The organism is Bacillus cereus group sp. BfR-BA-01356, from assembly GCF_022663635.1.
Lineage (GTDB): Bacteria > Bacillota > Bacilli > Bacillales > Bacillaceae_G > Bacillus_A > Bacillus_A cereus.
Genome location: NZ_JAKUFX010000122.1, coordinates 1 through 16,661, shown reverse-complemented (window position 1 = coordinate 16,661; position 16,661 = coordinate 1). Strand labels below are relative to the sequence as shown.

The window sequence follows — 16,661 nt, the reverse complement described above, 5'->3', positions numbered from 1 at the left end:
TTAAATGTTTCATCATATGTTCTTCTAATTTTCCCCATAAAAAAATCCCCCTTATAGTAGACAGGATATAAAGCTTTCTTTTTTCTGTCTACTATAGGGGGAGCATATCAATTAAGAGCCGGCAATTTTTATTTTACTTCTACATATTTTGGACTAGCCGTAATATAAAAGACACTACCACGAGAATTTTGTACTTTATATTGTGGCGAACCATTCACATCGACTCTTCCAATGATAGCGAACCCCAAACCATTAGAAACTGTTCCAGCAACATCCACATCCGCCCAGGAAGGTTTTGAATAAAATCTAAGAGTCTCTACTTTAGAAACAACTCGCTTTCCTACCTCAGGAACAACTAAGCCCATGTGATTATTGGTAAACCAAGATAACGATTTATCACCAATTAACTCATTTAAATCGCATTTACCGATACCAGGTACATTTCCTGTCTCTGTGTATTGCCAGATATCACATGGATAAGCTGGTCTATTCCCACCATATCGAGGAATCCATACAAAATCAGCGTTTACTTTATCAGCTTGGAACTCTTTATATGTATGATGGCCAACATATAAACCAACCTTTTTAGCACCTAATCGACGTAACTCATCGATAAAAGCTAATGTTCCGGCTAACATATTCCCCATTGTTTTTACTTCCACATCAGCAACCCAGAATAATGCATCTTTATCACCGCGGTTCCAGAAGTCCCTTGCTTCAACTCTTGCATCATTTTCAGAAACGAAACGACAAAACGCATAATTACCAAAAGGAACACCACGCCTTTTCATTTCACTCACATAACTTTGATACATATGATCCACAACATTTGAACCATCTTGTACCCTAGCAATTACTAAATCTAATTGCGCTGCAGCTACATCCCAATTAATATTGCCATTCCATTTTGAAATATCAACGATATATCCCATTATTGAACATCTCCTTCAAATAATTTTTGTTTAATTTCTGTTACATCTTTAGAAATAGATCCAAAGGCTTTTGCCTGTTCTTCAATTACTTGTTGGTTTCTATCAATTACTTGTTGATACTTTTCCTCACGCTGCTCGTTCTTTTTTTGTGTAGTAAATAGCATCCACACAAATAACGCTGCGAATGCGCCCTGTTGAATGACTGAATTGAAAATTGCATCTTCCACTGTTCTCATCTCCTTTTGACAATAAAAAAGAAGACGATAACTCGTCTCCTTTTCAACTAAAATTGTATTTTGTTAAACTATATAATTGACATAAGCTTCAGTTGCATTATCCTGTGAAATAATTTGACACGGATTACCTACCACAACTGAATTACTTGGAACATCCCTATTGACTAACGTATTTGGCGCTACCACTACATTATTTCCAACTGTAATATTACCAACTATTACAGCATTAGGACCTATCCAAACACCATCTCCTATAGTTGGACAGCCTTTATATTTCCCTCGCGGATTATAGCCAAGTAATGCCCCTTTTAATATATTTACATTTTCACCAATTATAGATTTAGGATTAATTGTAATAGCTCCTATATGTCCAATGTAAAAGCCTTTTCCAATCTTCGTATCAGGCATTATTTCTAGTCCATACTTATACTGATAACGCAACAATAATATAAAATACAATCTATACATTAACTTGTTTTTCTCTTTATAATAACTACATTTACGTAGTATATATAAATATTTAAAGCCAGGGTTTCTTAAGAAATTAATAATTTTCTTTTTTGTTCCTTGACTTCCGTATACTCTGTATAAGTCTGAATTAATTGTTTCTTTTAATTGTTTTTTGTTCATGTTTCTCTCCCAAAAACTAGTATAAATACTACTGTAACTATTTTATTTTATTTTTTGTTAAACTGTTTGGATTTTTAAATTTCATTAGAATGGTCAGTAAAGAAAACATCCAAACAGTTACTACAGTACCCCACCCTATACCTTCAAAGAAAAATATTATGATTGATAAAAAGATAAAACATAAAGCGCCTAATTCGCTTAACCAGTAATTTTTAGATAAGAAAAAACGAATGACTCCAATAATAAAGAATAATCCATAACTAATCAATGACAAGAGCCCTAATTCAAAGAAAAAAGTCAAATACATATTATCCGTCGTCAAGAAATTACGAATAACAACGGTATTAACAGACATAAAATCTCCTACAGTCCCTAATCCATAACCAAACAGTAATCTAAACATATCTTGTTGAAACATATAAGTATTAATTAAACTTAATGTGCCCGTCCGTTGTAAGTTTGAAATATCTTTACTATTCCCACTTAAAGAATCTCCGAATCTTTCAATTATGGAACTTATGATACTATCCGAGCTTAAAGCAACTAAGCCAAATCCACAGATCACTATTACTAATGAAACATAAATTTTTAATAATTGACTATAAGTAAATCGAACATTTCTTTTTATTTTTTTAATACGGTAATTTTTAATAAAATACAAGCATACAATAATTGCTAATGCAATCCAAGCACTCCTAGATTGCGAGGCATAGACATTCACAAGTGCCACAATCTGCAATGGATATTTTAAATTGCCTTTAAGTATATAAAGATTACAGATCACTAATATAGAAAAAAACAATGCACTTACAATAGGGTGACCAAACACGGAAACTGGTCTAAAGTCACCAGTACCATACGCCCAATATTGATACTTGTCCATCTGTTCTGTGAAGAATCCAGATAATAACGGTCTGTGTAAAACAACCTGAATTAGGTTTAAGACAGAAAGTACATTTAGTATTTTAGTAAGCTGTATAAAAACTTGCTCTCCATACCTAGCACCATTCTTATAATATTCTAGAAGGCCGTAAATTAGAACGAAATAGATAACTGAATAATTCTTAATAAATGCCTTTAATTCATTTAAGTTAAAAATCGATTTCAATAACAATAACCCTAATAAAATTACGCAAAACGTCAATATGCCTTTATTTATTGATATTTCATTACTTACCTTGATGCCTACAGTAAGCATTCTAAGTATAAGAGCGGCCATGACTATAAACACAAAATAATGTACAAATTCCCCGTATTTATAAGTACTCATTATATACGAGAGAAAAAGTAGTATTATTATATTCAGTTTTGACATTCCCTCTTGGTGACTGGATATGTTCATCTTTTTCCTCCAAATTATATGTATTAGCGTCTTATATTAAGACGCCATTACATATAATAACATATAAAATCTTATATATTAGATAAACTGAGGAATTTTATTAAACTCAAGATTTTTGCCCTTCTTCTAATACATCGACAGCACCCGCAAATTCCGTTCTTCTTTTAACATAAATATAAGCTTGTTTCACAAAATTCAATGAGTCATCCATAACAGATGGAGTGAATTTATAGTTTTCTTGTTTGATAGGGTCAAGTTTCCTCAAAAAGGCATTTCGCGAAGCGTAGTAATCAATAGAAAAAAACTGTTCCTCTTTTGTTCCTCCAATATTGCCGACTCTTGCATATGAATTTACTTCTAATTGATTAAATAAAGTTATATTAACTTGCAATCCCATTTAAAACACCCCTTCATCATTATTGTTCTGCGTCTAGCTGTTTCCAGTGATATGTTCCATCGCTTTTCTTTTTACATATAAATAACCTATCCTCAACACCATTTGCACCTTCCAGACGAATCATCTTTCCACGATGATTTGCATTTGCGGTTGGTAATGAAGTCAGTGTACCTGGTCGGAAATACGCTTTTGTAAAAAATGTCGGATCATAGGCATCCTTAACTGCACCAAAAGCGTATTCATTATTCACTTTAAACCATGCAATATCATCGACACCATGAGTTAGATCAATTCGAGAACCGGTCATTACAAGATGACGGATAGTCACTCTATCTAGTTTTGATAAAGAGGAATCCCTATCTGTACCAATAAAATTTACAACATTATTGATCAACACGTTCTCGTTTTTCGAAATACCAATATTAAACTGTACATCGCCAAATAAATTTACGACGTTATTACCCGCATTTCCGTTTTCGAAAATAACAATATGGTCTGTTTTTGAAGTATTACTTACCTGTGATACAACATCTCCATAACATTTGAATGACGAAAATTGCATTCTAGTATATGTAGCGTTTTGACTAAGGTAAATTAAACATTTTTCGCTGCCATCCACGTTAACAACTGGTGTGAAAAATCCCCCGATTACTTTCACGCCAAACGATAGATTTCCACGATCGTTTCTAAACGCTTGATGGCAAACATCACAGCTTGATCCAATTACTGTTATACCACCGCCGTTCCCATCCTCACCCACCTCTTTATAGAGATGAGCAAAGTGCTTAACGCCATATGCAAAACAATCTTCTATCACACAGTCATCGACACGCGCAACCTTAAACATTACACCATTACGAGCGATTTTAGAGTAATAAGGAACTGTATTTCCAGTTAGCCATCCTAATGCTGAATTTAGATTCATATGAATCTTAGAGAATCTAGGAATATCAGTACATTTTTTAAGCGTACAAAATGTATTTAAGAACATACCATATCCTTTTTCTACAAATAACTTTTCTACGCTATTTGAAAATGAGTATTGTGATATGAAGTCATATGCTCCAATTACTATAAAGTTTCCAATATAATTTCCAATAGCCTTGTTTGACGCATCACCCAACTGAATAGTTGGAGGGTATTGAATAAATGTGTCACTTTCAGACGTCAGTTCTTTCTTTTGCCCTTCGTAAAACCAACAGACGCCATTAATCGTTGAGTTCCCATGCATGATGATAGAAGGTCTATTAAGATCAGTTGGTATCAAAGTAGTTACGGACGTATTAGAGCCTAACCTCCCATTCCAATCTGTAATTGAAACTAATGAACCACGAATATGAACACCAATTTTAACAATTATAGAAGTGTATCTTAAAATCCCTGGCGGAATATAAACTACACCACCTCCACGATCATATACGTAGTCTATTGTTTGTTGAATAGCTACCGTACTGTCTGTCTCTCCTGTGAGGTCTGCTCCGAAGTCTTTTATGCTGACAGACATATCTGTAATCCTTTCATCAATAGCATCAGTTCTTTTTCCCGCTGTAACATATGACATTCCTGTAAATCCACTAGTTCTAAAATCAACCAATTCACTAATAGATGGATTTTCATTTGTCATGTTAGAAATTTGGTCATCATATTTCTTTTCTAAAGCAACTTGTTTAATCTTTATATTATTGGAAAGTTTCGTCGCTATCTCTGTCTCTTTATTGATAGCTTCTATCCCATCATGTATAGACTCACGAACATCTTTACCATAAATAGCGGTTCGAATTCTATTTAAAAAACCACTTATATTTGCCACATTATGAACCTCCATTTTCTAAAGCAGTTAGACGATCTACTACATCTTTTAAATCGATTTGTAATACTTCAATGCTTTTACTATTATTTTCAATTACTACTTCAGATTCAATCATTCTTTCATCGATATCTACAATTTCAGTTGTATTATTTTGTATATCTTTTTGCATCTGCAAAATCACTTCGGATGTGGGTAAAGTTTGTATTTCCTCTTCAATTTTTTTTAAAGCACTTTTTAAATCAGAAACTGACTGAACAATCATTTGTAAATCCGCATTTTCAACAGCTTCATTTAAGGACTGTAATAATTTTTCTGCTTCAACAAGACTGGCTGACAACGAATTGATTTTCCCGTTTTGTCTCAGCACTGTATATTGTAAATCCACAACTTGCTGTGCTGATTTTTTCAAATCACTTTGATATTGATTTAATGTTTTTAATGCATCTCCAATTGTTAAACTGGCTCCTTGTGGATTATTAATATCTAAGGATTTCCCAACAATCCTTAGAAGCTCATCTATCCCCATAACAGGATTTATGACTAGATGAGAATTCCCTACTTCAAAGTAATCGATGTCTAGACCAATTAAATACAAATCAACTGCACTTAGTTTATATTGAGTTACAATTGATTTTTGATTTGCAAACCACTCTTTTCCTTTTGCAAGTAAGTTACTTGCTATTGTTACATCGTCCCAAGTTATAGATTTACCTTGTATACCAAACTCTTTTATTCCACTTGGATGATCAATATAAGGTACTCCATTGTTAACTGATTCAATAGTTAATCGCGCTTCTGATGCATCTGTCGCTCCTTCATTTTTTGACTCTATTCGTGTACCTAAAGGAGTCAAGCGAGTAATAATTTCAGTCGGATCTATGTCGCAAGACATACTGAGTAAATTTTTAGCGATTCGAATTTCTGTTTTTTTCTCTTCACCAACACGTTCTAAATAATCTAAAAAACGAACTCCGTTTACTTTACGTATTTGGAGTTCGCCACCTAATTTATCTATTAGTTTTTCTTTAATTGTTTCAAAAGTATCTTTTTCCGCTGATAAATAAAGATAAAGGTTATTTGTAGTATTGGTAATTGTTACATTTCCAATTTTAAATCTTTTATATTCCTCTACTTGGTTGTTATGATACTCAATAATTTTTGCAAAAAGTTCCTTTGGCGTTCCACGGAATTCTAAATGCCGTTGAACTGAATCATGTAGATACCCAAGTTCACCTTCACACTCATATGAAGTACTATGAAGTCCTGAATTGTCCATATTCTTACTTGGACCTAACACACGCCCTTCAAATTCATACTTACCTGTCTTTGTATTTAACACATTTACAAGTGTTTTTAACGGCTTTATCTTATGGAAACCAGGATTATTCATATAAAAACTAAAATTAAATGCATCTATTAGATTTATACTTTTTTTTATTACACCGAACGGTAATTTAAGGTCATTTACATAGGGGCTATGAATTATTGTTTCAATACCATCATTAATAATCGTTACTTTATACACTTAAATCAACTCCTTATAGAAACGGAATGAGATGGTACCATTACCAGTAACTTTTATGGGATTTTCTCCTGATTTAAGTACAAAATTCTTATCTCTTGTAATACCTGTTGACACAGTATAGGTGACTCCATCTTTAATAATCTTCATTTGCTTAGATGTTGTTATCTCTGGAACTACACCAGAAGCCCCTACATTTAGTAAAACCATTTGTAACATACCATTCACAGTGAAATTAGTAGTTTGCGCAACATCCAAATCAAAGTTAAAACTATCCCATATATCATTACCTTCATACAATTCAGCAATCATAAAAGGATATGCTCTGAAAGTTACCGTCATTGTTCCCGTTTCCCAATCATCTTGGAAATCAGCCGCACTTTCTACCTCAGCTAAAAAGTAATAACCAGGAATAGTATCATCATAAAGCTTTTTTCTTCCGCCAGTATTCATAAGCCAATTAATTAACTTTGTTTTTTCGATTTGCATTGCATGCGGTGTAAAATTCCCTTGCCTTAAAACGTTAAATTGGTATTTCAATGTTCTTGAAGTATATGTTTGAGATCCGTATATTTCACTAAAATCGTATTCAACATTACTAAAAGGAACTTTTACAACAATTTTCTCTTTACTTGGAAAGCCAATATCTCTGCCATCAGCTGGCATAGTGTATCCCATATCGTCATATGAATGTTTTCCATTAAAATTAATTCCATATAGCATCTATGCCAGCCCCCTTTCGATTTTTCTAATTCTCACTCCACCTTCATGATCTGTATAATCACCGGTGATTTGAGCAAACGTTCTTCCATCCACTTGTAGGATAATTGGACGGTCATTACTTTGTTGTGTCATCGTAGATGCAATTCCTTTTCCAATGGCACCTAGTGTCTTTTCATTTAAGGGTAGAACCCCCTCCGGTCCAGCTTCTCCTGCGCCTTGTAAGTTTCCAGCATTCATTCCGAAAATAGTTGGCCGTGTGAAAATACCGCCTTTAGCACGCCAATCCACATTTATGCCAGATGGATAAGAGATTTCTTTACCTGCAATTGTTTTAGAACTAGTCTGCAGACTGAAATGTGGAAGCTTTGGCATTTCAGGTTTAGGGATTTTCAGCTTCAAATTATCAAAGAAACCTTTGATTTTACCCACAAACTCTTCTACCTTCCCAACTGCTTCTTTTATTGGATCAATGATGTTACGTTTAGCAGCATCAAATTTTTCTTGTGCAGCATTCTTCACAGAATCGAATTTTTCTTTCGCTGAATTATATAAATCAGTAAATTTTTGCTTAGCTGAATTATAGGCTTCAGTTACTGGATCAATCACATATTTCTTCACCAAATTCCACGCCGTAAGCGTATAGGATTTTATAGATTCCCAATTTGATAGTATCCAATTAGCTAAATCTCCAAGTTTTTGCTTTGTTGTATTCCACAATTCTTGAACCGGTTGAATAACATACTGTTTTACCAAATTCCACGCTGCAAGTGTATAAGATTTTACCGTTTCCCACTGTGAATTTAACCAAGAAACTAACTCACCGAACTGATTTTTACACCAGTTGTACGCTTCAGTAATCGGATCAATAATATATTTACTTATTAAGGCCCAGGCAATTTGTGTACCTGCCTGTATTAATAACCAACCTGCTTCTAAAACGACAGATATCGCCGAAATAATTGGATCTAAGACGGTAAGTATCGTATTCCAAGTTTCTTGCCAGGCTTGAGTCAGTTGACTCCACAATTCTGATGCAGTTGTGACAAGATTCGACCACCAAGATGACGCTGTTTCGACAATTCCAGACCACAATTCACTAAAAAACTGACCTATAGGGTCAAAAAATTCATGCATCATTTCAATAAATGACGACCAGGCTTCGGAAAAGTACTCAACTGTGGAAGACCACCCATCACTACAAGCCTGAACTATTCCAGACCACAATTCACCAAACCAATCTTTAAATTGGGTCCACTTTTCGGAAAGCCAATCGGTTATAGCACCCCAATTTTTCACTATCGCTATAGCAATAGTTATTGCGGCGGAAATTCCCAAAATCGCTAATATTACAGGTCCTAATGCAATATTCAAAGCACCAACTGCAAAAGTTAAAACACCAATAGCAACGCCAATTGCAGTAATAGCAATCGTTAATCCGGCAGAAATAGCAACAAAGTTTCGGACAGGTTCTGGTAACTTAGAAAACCATTCAGCAAGGTCTGATAGTCCTTTTGCAGCTTTAGGGAGAACATCTGCTGCAAGATCTGCAAGTTGTTTCCCTAATGGTTCAAGTGCTGTTTGAGTTTCCCTTAATGCGCTCTGGAATTTTTGGCCCAGTGATTCTTCTTGCAGTTTTTTCATTTCGTCCATACGGCCATTTACATCACCCAGACCACCATTCACATCATTTAAACTTAGTACGGCTTCTGCCCCCATGTCTTCCCATTTGGTACCGAATAGAGCAACACCAATCTGGTTTGCCTTTACTTTGTCATCCATTTTACGTAAGTCACCTAATACAGCATTAAATACATCAGCCGCGGTTCCCTTACCTTCATTGAATGATTCCCATACTTTTTGTGTCTCTTCTGATAAATCACCGAATCCTTCTGATACACCTTTAGAACCATCTTGTACACGGATACCAAACTCTTTTACAAGGTCATTAATGTAATCCAAGTTATACGATCCATTTGCGGTTCCATTCGCAAGAATGGTAAACATTTCATCCGCACTAAAACCCGCTTGTTTGAATAACGGTGCATACTCTGAAAGGTTGTCAAAGAGTTCATCAGAATAGTTCAACCCAGCTTGAGCACCTGCTGCCAATAAATCAAATGTTTGTTGTGTAGATAAACCAAATTGAGACATTAATTGTCCTGCGCCACGAGTTGCTTCATTTAAGTCCACATCATAAACTTTAGCTAATGTTAAAACATTCTCTGATGCCCCTTGTAATTCTTCATGTGGAACATCACGCATATTTTGATAGACTTTAATCAGTGAATTATCGACCTCTTCAAGGCTTTCACCAAATCCCTTTTTCCACACATCTTTTGAAATCTTGCCAAGATTCTCTGCACCCTTTTGAGTTAGCCCTAATGAGGATTGTATTTTCCTTTGTGACCTATCAAAATCTATCGCTATACCCACTGTAGCTTTACCAAGTTCAATTAACTGTTGTGATACTCCTTGTAGCATTTGGACAGCTTCCATCATATTGTGCAAGTCTAACTTCTTTCCTAATTTCTCCATACCATCTGCTGCTTGATCTCCACTTCGACCAACACTCTGTAATGAATTCTCAAACTGCTTCAACGTGGTTTTAGCTTGGTTTAGCTTCGTCTCAAGTTGCTGTACTTCTGTGGAATTCTCGCCATACACACGCTTTGCCGCACTTAATTGTTGCTCCAAATTGTGGACGACTCTATCCGTCATTTCCATTTGCTGACGTAACTGTTTTTGAGCTAATTCCAACTTATCAGCTTCACTAGCATTCGCTCCTAGTTCAGCATTTTGAAGCTTAAATGAGCTTGTCAGGCGCTTTTGCTCCGCTTCTAGTTGTTTAGTATTAGCTTCAAGTTTCTCCATGTCTCCACGTGCTTCTCGCGCTTCAATTGCTTGCTCTGAAAGACCTTCATTTACTCTTTTCATTGCATTATTAAGAGAAGTTTCAGCACGTTCTGCATCTAGCAATTTACCGTACATTTTATTGAGCTGTTCGGCTGTTGTATTAGTATCCTTAGACATTGCTTCAAATTCCGTCCGCAACATCGATGTACGTTTCTTAGCCGCTTCCATTTGAATTTCTAACTTTTTCTTTTCGGCTGCTAATTTATCTGTCGCTGTCGCATCTTGACCCATTGCTGCAATATGATTCTTGTATTCTTTTGCTGCGTTATTCATAACCATGTTAATTTGCTTCAATGTCTGAGCATACTGAACTTGACCATCCATCTTGAAATTAAGAACAACGTTTCTTTCTTTATTCCCTGGCATATTTTCACCTCATTTCTTAATAAAATGGAGTCTGATCTAAATAAACCCTTTGTGGTTTTACTGCTTTCTCTTCAAGTGCATCAGGATTGTTGTATCTAAGATGCATAATGTATTGCTTCAAAAAATGATTAGGAGTGATTTTCCAAAAGTCATTCATACTTAAACCGAGCAACGTATTACCGACATAAAAATAAAAATCCCAATCCAACTCGGACTGAGATTCTTCATTTCCATTCAGTATGTTCTTTACTTTTTTTCCTTCTTCAACTTCTCCATATCTTCAAATTGGAAGTTTTGACCGTTAAAGATTTCAAATACTACTTGGAAAATACCAGGTACATCATAAAGCGGAATAGCATTTTTAATTTCATTTGGTGTACACTCTGTTCCACCGCTTCGCACCATTGCATAAATCAACGAGCGCATCAGCTTTGCTTCTTGTTCTCCTAAACTGAATTCTCCTTTTGCCAACATATCATTCATTTCTTTTTCAAACTCATGATATGGTTTCCCATAAGATTCTTCCACATAAGGGAATGATTCAAATGTAAAAATAACAGGAATCTCAACTCCCTGTATTTTAATTTTATTTAAATTTATATCAACGTTAACTAAATCACTTAAACGTGCCATATTATCACTCCTTATTGTCCTGTAGTTCCACCTAATTCCGCTAATTGCGACTTATCACAGATAACTTGTTTCATGAAATCCTCAACAGTAATACCTGTTGCTGAAGAACGAGCTTCCGAAAAGTCTACTTCTGTTACATCATTGAATAACAAAGGAGTAGCTTCCATGGCTAACGCTTGATCTTGAATTTCTGCTTCTTCCGTTGTGGTGGTAAATTTCTCTTCACCTGGTGTAACTTGTACACGAGGATACCAACGGCCGATACGTGAGCCGTCACTTAAAGGAGCTACAAAGCCAACTGCGAACATTGGAAACTCTTTTAATGTTGCCTTATTGAATACAACACCTTTTTCAGCAAGGTAACCGTAAATTGCATCTTTAACGATTTGTGGTAAAGCTACATGGCTTAAAGATAATGTGTACTTTGAGTTTTTACTTGCATTAACAAATAATTTATTAGATGCCCATTTCTGAGTTACTGTACTATTACCTGCAATACCAATTTCAACGATATTATCCATTTGATAAATTTCTTTTTCATAGGTAGGAATCTCCGCCTTTGTATCTTTTCCACCAACCATCATTGCAATATATAATGATTCAATACCTACTGGATACAATAGTTCTTTTTCTTTTGTCATTTCTATCATCCTCCCATTTTGTTTACTATTTTTTGAGCTAAGATTTCTGCTATCTTGTCGCCCTCTGCATCAAAGGTATTCTGTACAAAGTGTTTTCCCTTCACACGACCTTTACCATTTACTTTTTTATGGCCATTTTCGTATAGATACCAATACCAAGCTTCATCTTCAAATTCCACAGATACACGATCATTTTTCACAACAACTTTCAAACTTTCTCTTAAATGTGTTTTCTTGTTCTTATTGGATAATTTAATTTTTGGTTTTAACTTGCTAATAAAGTAATTGGCTGCTTCTTCTAAAAATTGTTTTTCTACCTTTTGATTAACCCTAAGTAATGTATTAATATCTTCCAAAGCATCAGCAAAACCATTATTATTTGACGCCATTACTGGATGCACCTCACATACGTTATAAATTGCGTTATGGTGTCATCGTTCTCGTCATAACCCATTCCATCAAATAGAGAATAGGACACGCCTGCTTCATTAAAAACAGCCTTTAACGGCTCGTAATCTTTTTCAGTTCCATTTGTGATAACTGCAATTTGATAAAGCGGCATATCCTTTAGGACCTTATTAGAAGCTCTCTTATGCTGCTCATTCACAAATTCATACACAATGTAAGGATAGTTTGCTGTTGTGGGTGCACTATCACGATAAACTGGAATGCCTGACTTCTTCATAATGTCTCGTAACTCTTGAAAACTAATTTGCATAAGACAGTGACACCTCCATTAGTCGGTCTTCTTCTTTCACATAAATGCGTTCAATATTGTAAATACGTCCAGCAACTTTTACACGGTAATCCTTTTGATTGTTTTCAATCTCCCGATCAATACGAACTTCAATTTTCTTTACAATTTCATTCGTATCTTTTGTCGTGAATTTATCAGTGGCCGTAACTCCAATATTGTTATATCGAATTTTCCGTTCTAATGGATATCCCATAATAGGACGGTCTGTTTCTGGATCAATGGTCTCCCCTAGTTTAAGTAAATCACCCATCCATTTGAGCTTATTCGTCTTCCTCTTCATCCGCATAAACCTCCTGGACAAACATCGGTGTTAAAGCATCTAAAGCTTGTTCTAATTCTTTTTCAGCGACTCTGTAATCGTAGAAAATACCGGCGACCATAATAATTAAATACTCGGTCTGTTTGCCTGTCGCATTCTTTACATAAGTCTTTGCTTGATTGATATAAAAAGAGAGCATAGAATCATCCATGCCCTCTTCCCAATGAATATGAGATTTTAATTTCTCAATTAAATCTTCCATATTAAGCACCTGGCTTAACTTCACCAACTTCATAACGATAAACAGCTGGCTCAAATGGAGAATAAACTAATTGTCCATCTAATAAGTTATAAATTTGGAAACCAACTTTATTCGTACCAGAGAACTTCTCAATTAATTTTTGTAATTCCATTGCTCCAATAACATCTTGAATGTGGAAGGCTTTGAAATCACCAAAATAGAATACTGGTTTCGTTGGATCAGCTGCACTTGCTTCATCTGTGAAGTCTAATTTATGGCCAAGTAATTTATAACCGACACCATCTGTTGCTTCATGCAATAACGGACGACCGTTCACATCTGTCATACCTTCTAAAACCGTTAATGCCGCACGGTTTACAATCCACATCGATTTCTTTAGAACTTCCGTAACAGGTTGTCCTTTTAGTTTAACTAATTGTTGGTATAACTTTTGTGAATAACCTGCCGCGTTAATATCAATTGTTTCTGATTCATAGTATTTCACAGCTTTTTTCGCTAATGCTCCAGGATTTTCATTATCTTTGTCATCGCCATTAAACATGTAGTTTGTTTCTTTACGTACATAAGCCTTTTTCAGCTCATCCACAACGATTTGTTCAATTGGTGCACCTGTCATTTTAAGAAGCTTCTTAGTTACAGTAGCAAGCGCATCAAATTCTGCTGGACTTAATAGAATTTCATCAAATTCAATTGCTGTTTCTGTGATTTCATCAGATGCACCGCGTTCTTTTTTACGTACGTTTGCATCAGCTTTCTTCACAAGTACAGGATATTTCACATCGCCTGCTGTTCTTACAACTGTTCCATATTTACGTAATAAGTTTTCTTCTTGAGCATACGTAATAATTTCAGAAGCAATGACTTCTGGAATAGTTACTGATCCATTCCCAGCTTCGATACCAAGTGAACGTGCTTCAGCTTCACTAATTCGACCAACGACAAAATTAGCAAACGCCGAACGAATTTCTTTTTCTTTCTTTTTAGTGGTTTTATGACCTCGAGTAGAAAGACCAGTTGCAATAGCTGCCATTGCTGATTGACGTTGTTCTGCTGTTAAACCAGTTCTATTTTCTCCGCCCTCAGGATTTCCAGTACGACCTTCTCCGCCTTCACTAGAACCTTCAGTACCAGATTCCCCAGCACCTTCTTCATCATCTTCGTTTCCGTCTTCACCTTCACCATCATCTTCGAGATTTGCTAATTCATCAGCAACATCTTGTAACTCTTTATTAATTTCTTCAATTTGCTCTTGAATTGCTGTTAAATCCTCAGCACGTAATTCAGGATTTTCAACTTGTGTACGTAATTCCGCTAATTTTTCTTTATTTCTTTTTTGTAATGCTAATAATAATTGTTTGTTCATTTTACTTTTCCCCCAAAATTTGATTTATTTGTTTAATCATTTTCATTCGTTGTTCTACTTCTTTACGAATATCTTTACCACGAACTAATGATGCTTCGGTATCATCATACGCTGGTATTGAAACAACCGATATTTCATAAAGTTCCACTTCTTTAATGGTCCTTAATGCCGGTTCAACACTGTAATCCCAATTCTCTTCTGTTATCCAAAATCCAAATGAGCATTGGTTAATGTCACCCCTGGACATACTTTCAGCTAAATCTCGGCCAACAGATGTATTAGGTAATTCAATTTCGAATTTAAGTCCTTTTTCATCCTCTTCTAGTCTCAATGTACCGCTTTTAGTTCTACCCAGGACATTATCCCAATTGTGATTGAATAACGCTCTAATATCACCATTCTCTGAAAGAGAACGAGCAAATGCACCAGGTTCAATAACTTCATCAAACCATCCACCAATAGTTGTTTTTGAATTAAACACAGCTGCATAACCAGTTATCTTGGAAGGTTGTTCTTCCGTAGCATCTCTGGTACTTAATTTGGTGATGTCAAATGTCCGTGTTTCCTTTGTCTTTACCATTTCCATCACCTCCCTTCAGTGAATCATCTGTAGCTTGTTTCTCACCAATTTTTGATAAGTCATTTGAAATATAAATTGCTTGTGATTCTGGTGTATTTTGCATAGGGAACCCAAGCATATCTGCTACATTATCCGGTGATGTAATTCCTGTCCGAACAATGTTGTAAGCAATGTTTGTTTTCATGCTATAAGTAACAAAATCAAGGATATTAATCTTGAATTTAATACGTTTATCCGAATTTTTGCCGAAAAAAAGAAGACTCAAATGGTCTTCAAAGTTTTTCATTATTGGTCTAACTGCCTTGTTATGCAAATACATCATTGCTTGTTCAAGGTCTTCCTTAATCAAGGCCGTATATGTGTCCACATTTACGCCTAAAAACTTACCTAAATCCTTTTTGTATACATTTAGATATGCTAAGGTCTTTTCATCGTCTAGCGGGCTTTTAAGCGTCTCTATTGAATATCCTTTTCCGAGTGGAATCATTTTGACTGACCTTGCATCATCGATAGATTCCAATTGATCTAAAATCTTTTTAATTAATTTGGACTGTGCACCATTTTGTGGATTAATATGAGCATCTAACTTAAGTAAAAACGCTAGTAATCCACCTTTTTTATACTTGTCAGTTAAAGTTTTCTCAGCTGACATAACTCCTTCAAGAGTATCCTTACCTAAATCAAGAATACCTTTACCTTTTAGATGATCGGCACCAATATTCTTCACATGTCGAATCATAAACGATGGAATTTCTTCACCATTCACTTTAAAATGTTCTATCAATCTATCATCCAATTCTGTATAAACATTAGATGCTAAATGTAATTGGTCGCCGTCCAACACCGGAAAGGTTTCACCTTGGAGTAAATAGGTATTCGTCATTAATTTAATGAATTCAGATTGTGTAAGATAATTGTTTGGATTCTTTAAAACCTTGAGAACTGAATCATTTTTAATTTCTTTACCATCTTTGTCTTCCACAACAATCTCAGCCAACATCATTTGATTACTTATATCTTGTAGCAATTCATAAACATCACTAGATTCCAAGATATTATCATCACCTGCATATCTACCGCCGTAACGAACAACATTATTAAAAATGTCTTCGAACATACCACGTTTTTCAGCTTGTCTAATTAAAAAATTTGAAAACCTATCTCTTAAACCCAATTTCTCACCACCTCGTATGATTAAGTTAGGTTTTTTAGGGACGGGATGTACCTATAAACCCAAGAGTATCTATTTTTATGAGATACTTAAATTTGTAGATAGAGTGTTGCCGACCACCTCC

19 protein-coding genes are annotated in these 16,661 nt (G+C 35.1%); all 19 read right to left on the bottom strand.

Features of this window, described 5'->3' with window-relative positions:
- Positions 1-128 precede the first annotated feature (128 nt).
- Complete coding sequence (locus MR168_RS26840) at positions 129-932, bottom strand: glycoside hydrolase family 25 protein (protein WP_373366281.1); 804 nt, start codon at positions 930-932, stop codon at positions 129-131.
- Complete coding sequence (locus MR168_RS26835; protein ID WP_001261076.1) at positions 932-1,168, bottom strand: BhlA/UviB family holin-like peptide; 237 nt, start codon at positions 1,166-1,168, stop codon at positions 932-934. The genes MR168_RS26840 and MR168_RS26835 overlap by 1 nt, the downstream gene beginning before the upstream one ends.
- 63 nt (positions 1,169-1,231) lie before the next feature.
- Positions 1,232-1,798, bottom strand: a complete 567-nt coding sequence (locus MR168_RS26830; protein ID WP_242291618.1) for a serine O-acetyltransferase — start codon at positions 1,796-1,798, stop codon at positions 1,232-1,234.
- A gap of 37 nt (positions 1,799-1,835) precedes the next feature.
- Positions 1,836-3,068 (bottom strand): O-antigen ligase family protein, encoded by a 1,233-nt coding sequence (locus MR168_RS26825; protein WP_236093398.1) that lies wholly within the window; start codon positions 3,066-3,068, stop codon positions 1,836-1,838.
- Positions 3,069-3,246: 178 nt separating this feature from the next.
- Positions 3,247-3,537, bottom strand: coding sequence for a hypothetical protein (locus tag MR168_RS26820; protein WP_086412391.1), 291 nt, complete (start codon positions 3,535-3,537; stop codon positions 3,247-3,249).
- Between the two features lie 19 nt (positions 3,538-3,556).
- Positions 3,557-5,362, bottom strand: a complete 1,806-nt coding sequence (locus MR168_RS26815; protein ID WP_086412392.1) for a glycosyl hydrolase family 28-related protein — start codon at positions 5,360-5,362, stop codon at positions 3,557-3,559.
- Entirely contained in the window at positions 5,349-6,872 is a 1,524-nt protein-coding gene (locus tag MR168_RS26810; protein WP_242291616.1) for a phage tail spike protein, read from the bottom strand. Before MR168_RS26810 ends, MR168_RS26815 begins: the two co-directional genes overlap by 14 nt.
- The gene (locus MR168_RS26805; protein ID WP_086412394.1) at positions 6,873-7,592 is read right to left on the bottom strand and encodes a phage tail protein; all 720 of its coding nucleotides are present in this window, start codon (positions 7,590-7,592) and stop codon (positions 6,873-6,875) included.
- Positions 7,593-10,871 carry a phage tail tape measure protein gene (locus MR168_RS26800; RefSeq protein ID WP_242291614.1) on the bottom strand — a complete coding sequence of 1,093 codons (3,279 nt, stop codon included), beginning with the start codon at positions 10,869-10,871 and terminating at the stop codon, positions 7,593-7,595. It abuts the gene before it with no gap.
- A 16-nt stretch (positions 10,872-10,887) separates the two neighbouring features.
- Positions 10,888-11,079 carry a hypothetical protein gene (locus tag MR168_RS26795; protein ID WP_086709346.1) on the bottom strand — a complete coding sequence of 64 codons (192 nt, stop codon included), beginning with the start codon at positions 11,077-11,079 and terminating at the stop codon, positions 10,888-10,890.
- A gap of 38 nt (positions 11,080-11,117) precedes the next feature.
- Positions 11,118-11,504, bottom strand: coding sequence for a hypothetical protein (locus MR168_RS26790; RefSeq protein WP_242291612.1), 387 nt, complete (start codon positions 11,502-11,504; stop codon positions 11,118-11,120).
- A gap of 11 nt (positions 11,505-11,515) precedes the next feature.
- Positions 11,516-12,154, bottom strand: coding sequence for a major tail protein (locus MR168_RS26785; protein ID WP_348980679.1), 639 nt, complete (start codon positions 12,152-12,154; stop codon positions 11,516-11,518).
- On the bottom strand, positions 12,151-12,534 hold the full coding sequence (locus MR168_RS26780) for an HK97-gp10 family putative phage morphogenesis protein (protein WP_242291608.1): 384 nt from the start codon (positions 12,532-12,534) through the stop codon (positions 12,151-12,153). The genes MR168_RS26785 and MR168_RS26780 overlap by 4 nt, the downstream gene beginning before the upstream one ends.
- Entirely contained in the window at positions 12,534-12,863 is a 330-nt protein-coding gene (locus tag MR168_RS26775) for a hypothetical protein (RefSeq protein WP_242291607.1), read from the bottom strand. The genes MR168_RS26780 and MR168_RS26775 overlap by 1 nt, the downstream gene beginning before the upstream one ends.
- Positions 12,853-13,182 carry a hypothetical protein gene (locus tag MR168_RS26770; protein WP_242291605.1) on the bottom strand — a complete coding sequence of 110 codons (330 nt, stop codon included), beginning with the start codon at positions 13,180-13,182 and terminating at the stop codon, positions 12,853-12,855. Before MR168_RS26770 ends, MR168_RS26775 begins: the two co-directional genes overlap by 11 nt.
- Positions 13,163-13,423, bottom strand: coding sequence for a head-tail connector protein (locus MR168_RS26765; protein ID WP_072179763.1), 261 nt, complete (start codon positions 13,421-13,423; stop codon positions 13,163-13,165). The genes MR168_RS26770 and MR168_RS26765 overlap by 20 nt, the downstream gene beginning before the upstream one ends.
- A gap of 1 nt (position 13,424) precedes the next feature.
- The gene (locus MR168_RS26760) at positions 13,425-14,786 is read right to left on the bottom strand and encodes a phage major capsid protein (RefSeq protein WP_242291604.1); all 1,362 of its coding nucleotides are present in this window, start codon (positions 14,784-14,786) and stop codon (positions 13,425-13,427) included.
- A 1-nt stretch (position 14,787) separates the two neighbouring features.
- Positions 14,788-15,366 (bottom strand): HK97 family phage prohead protease, encoded by a 579-nt coding sequence (locus tag MR168_RS26755; protein ID WP_242291602.1) that lies wholly within the window; start codon positions 15,364-15,366, stop codon positions 14,788-14,790.
- Positions 15,335-16,540 carry a phage portal protein gene (locus MR168_RS26750; RefSeq protein ID WP_242291601.1) on the bottom strand — a complete coding sequence of 402 codons (1,206 nt, stop codon included), beginning with the start codon at positions 16,538-16,540 and terminating at the stop codon, positions 15,335-15,337. The genes MR168_RS26755 and MR168_RS26750 overlap by 32 nt, the downstream gene beginning before the upstream one ends.
- Positions 16,541-16,661 lie beyond the last annotated feature (121 nt).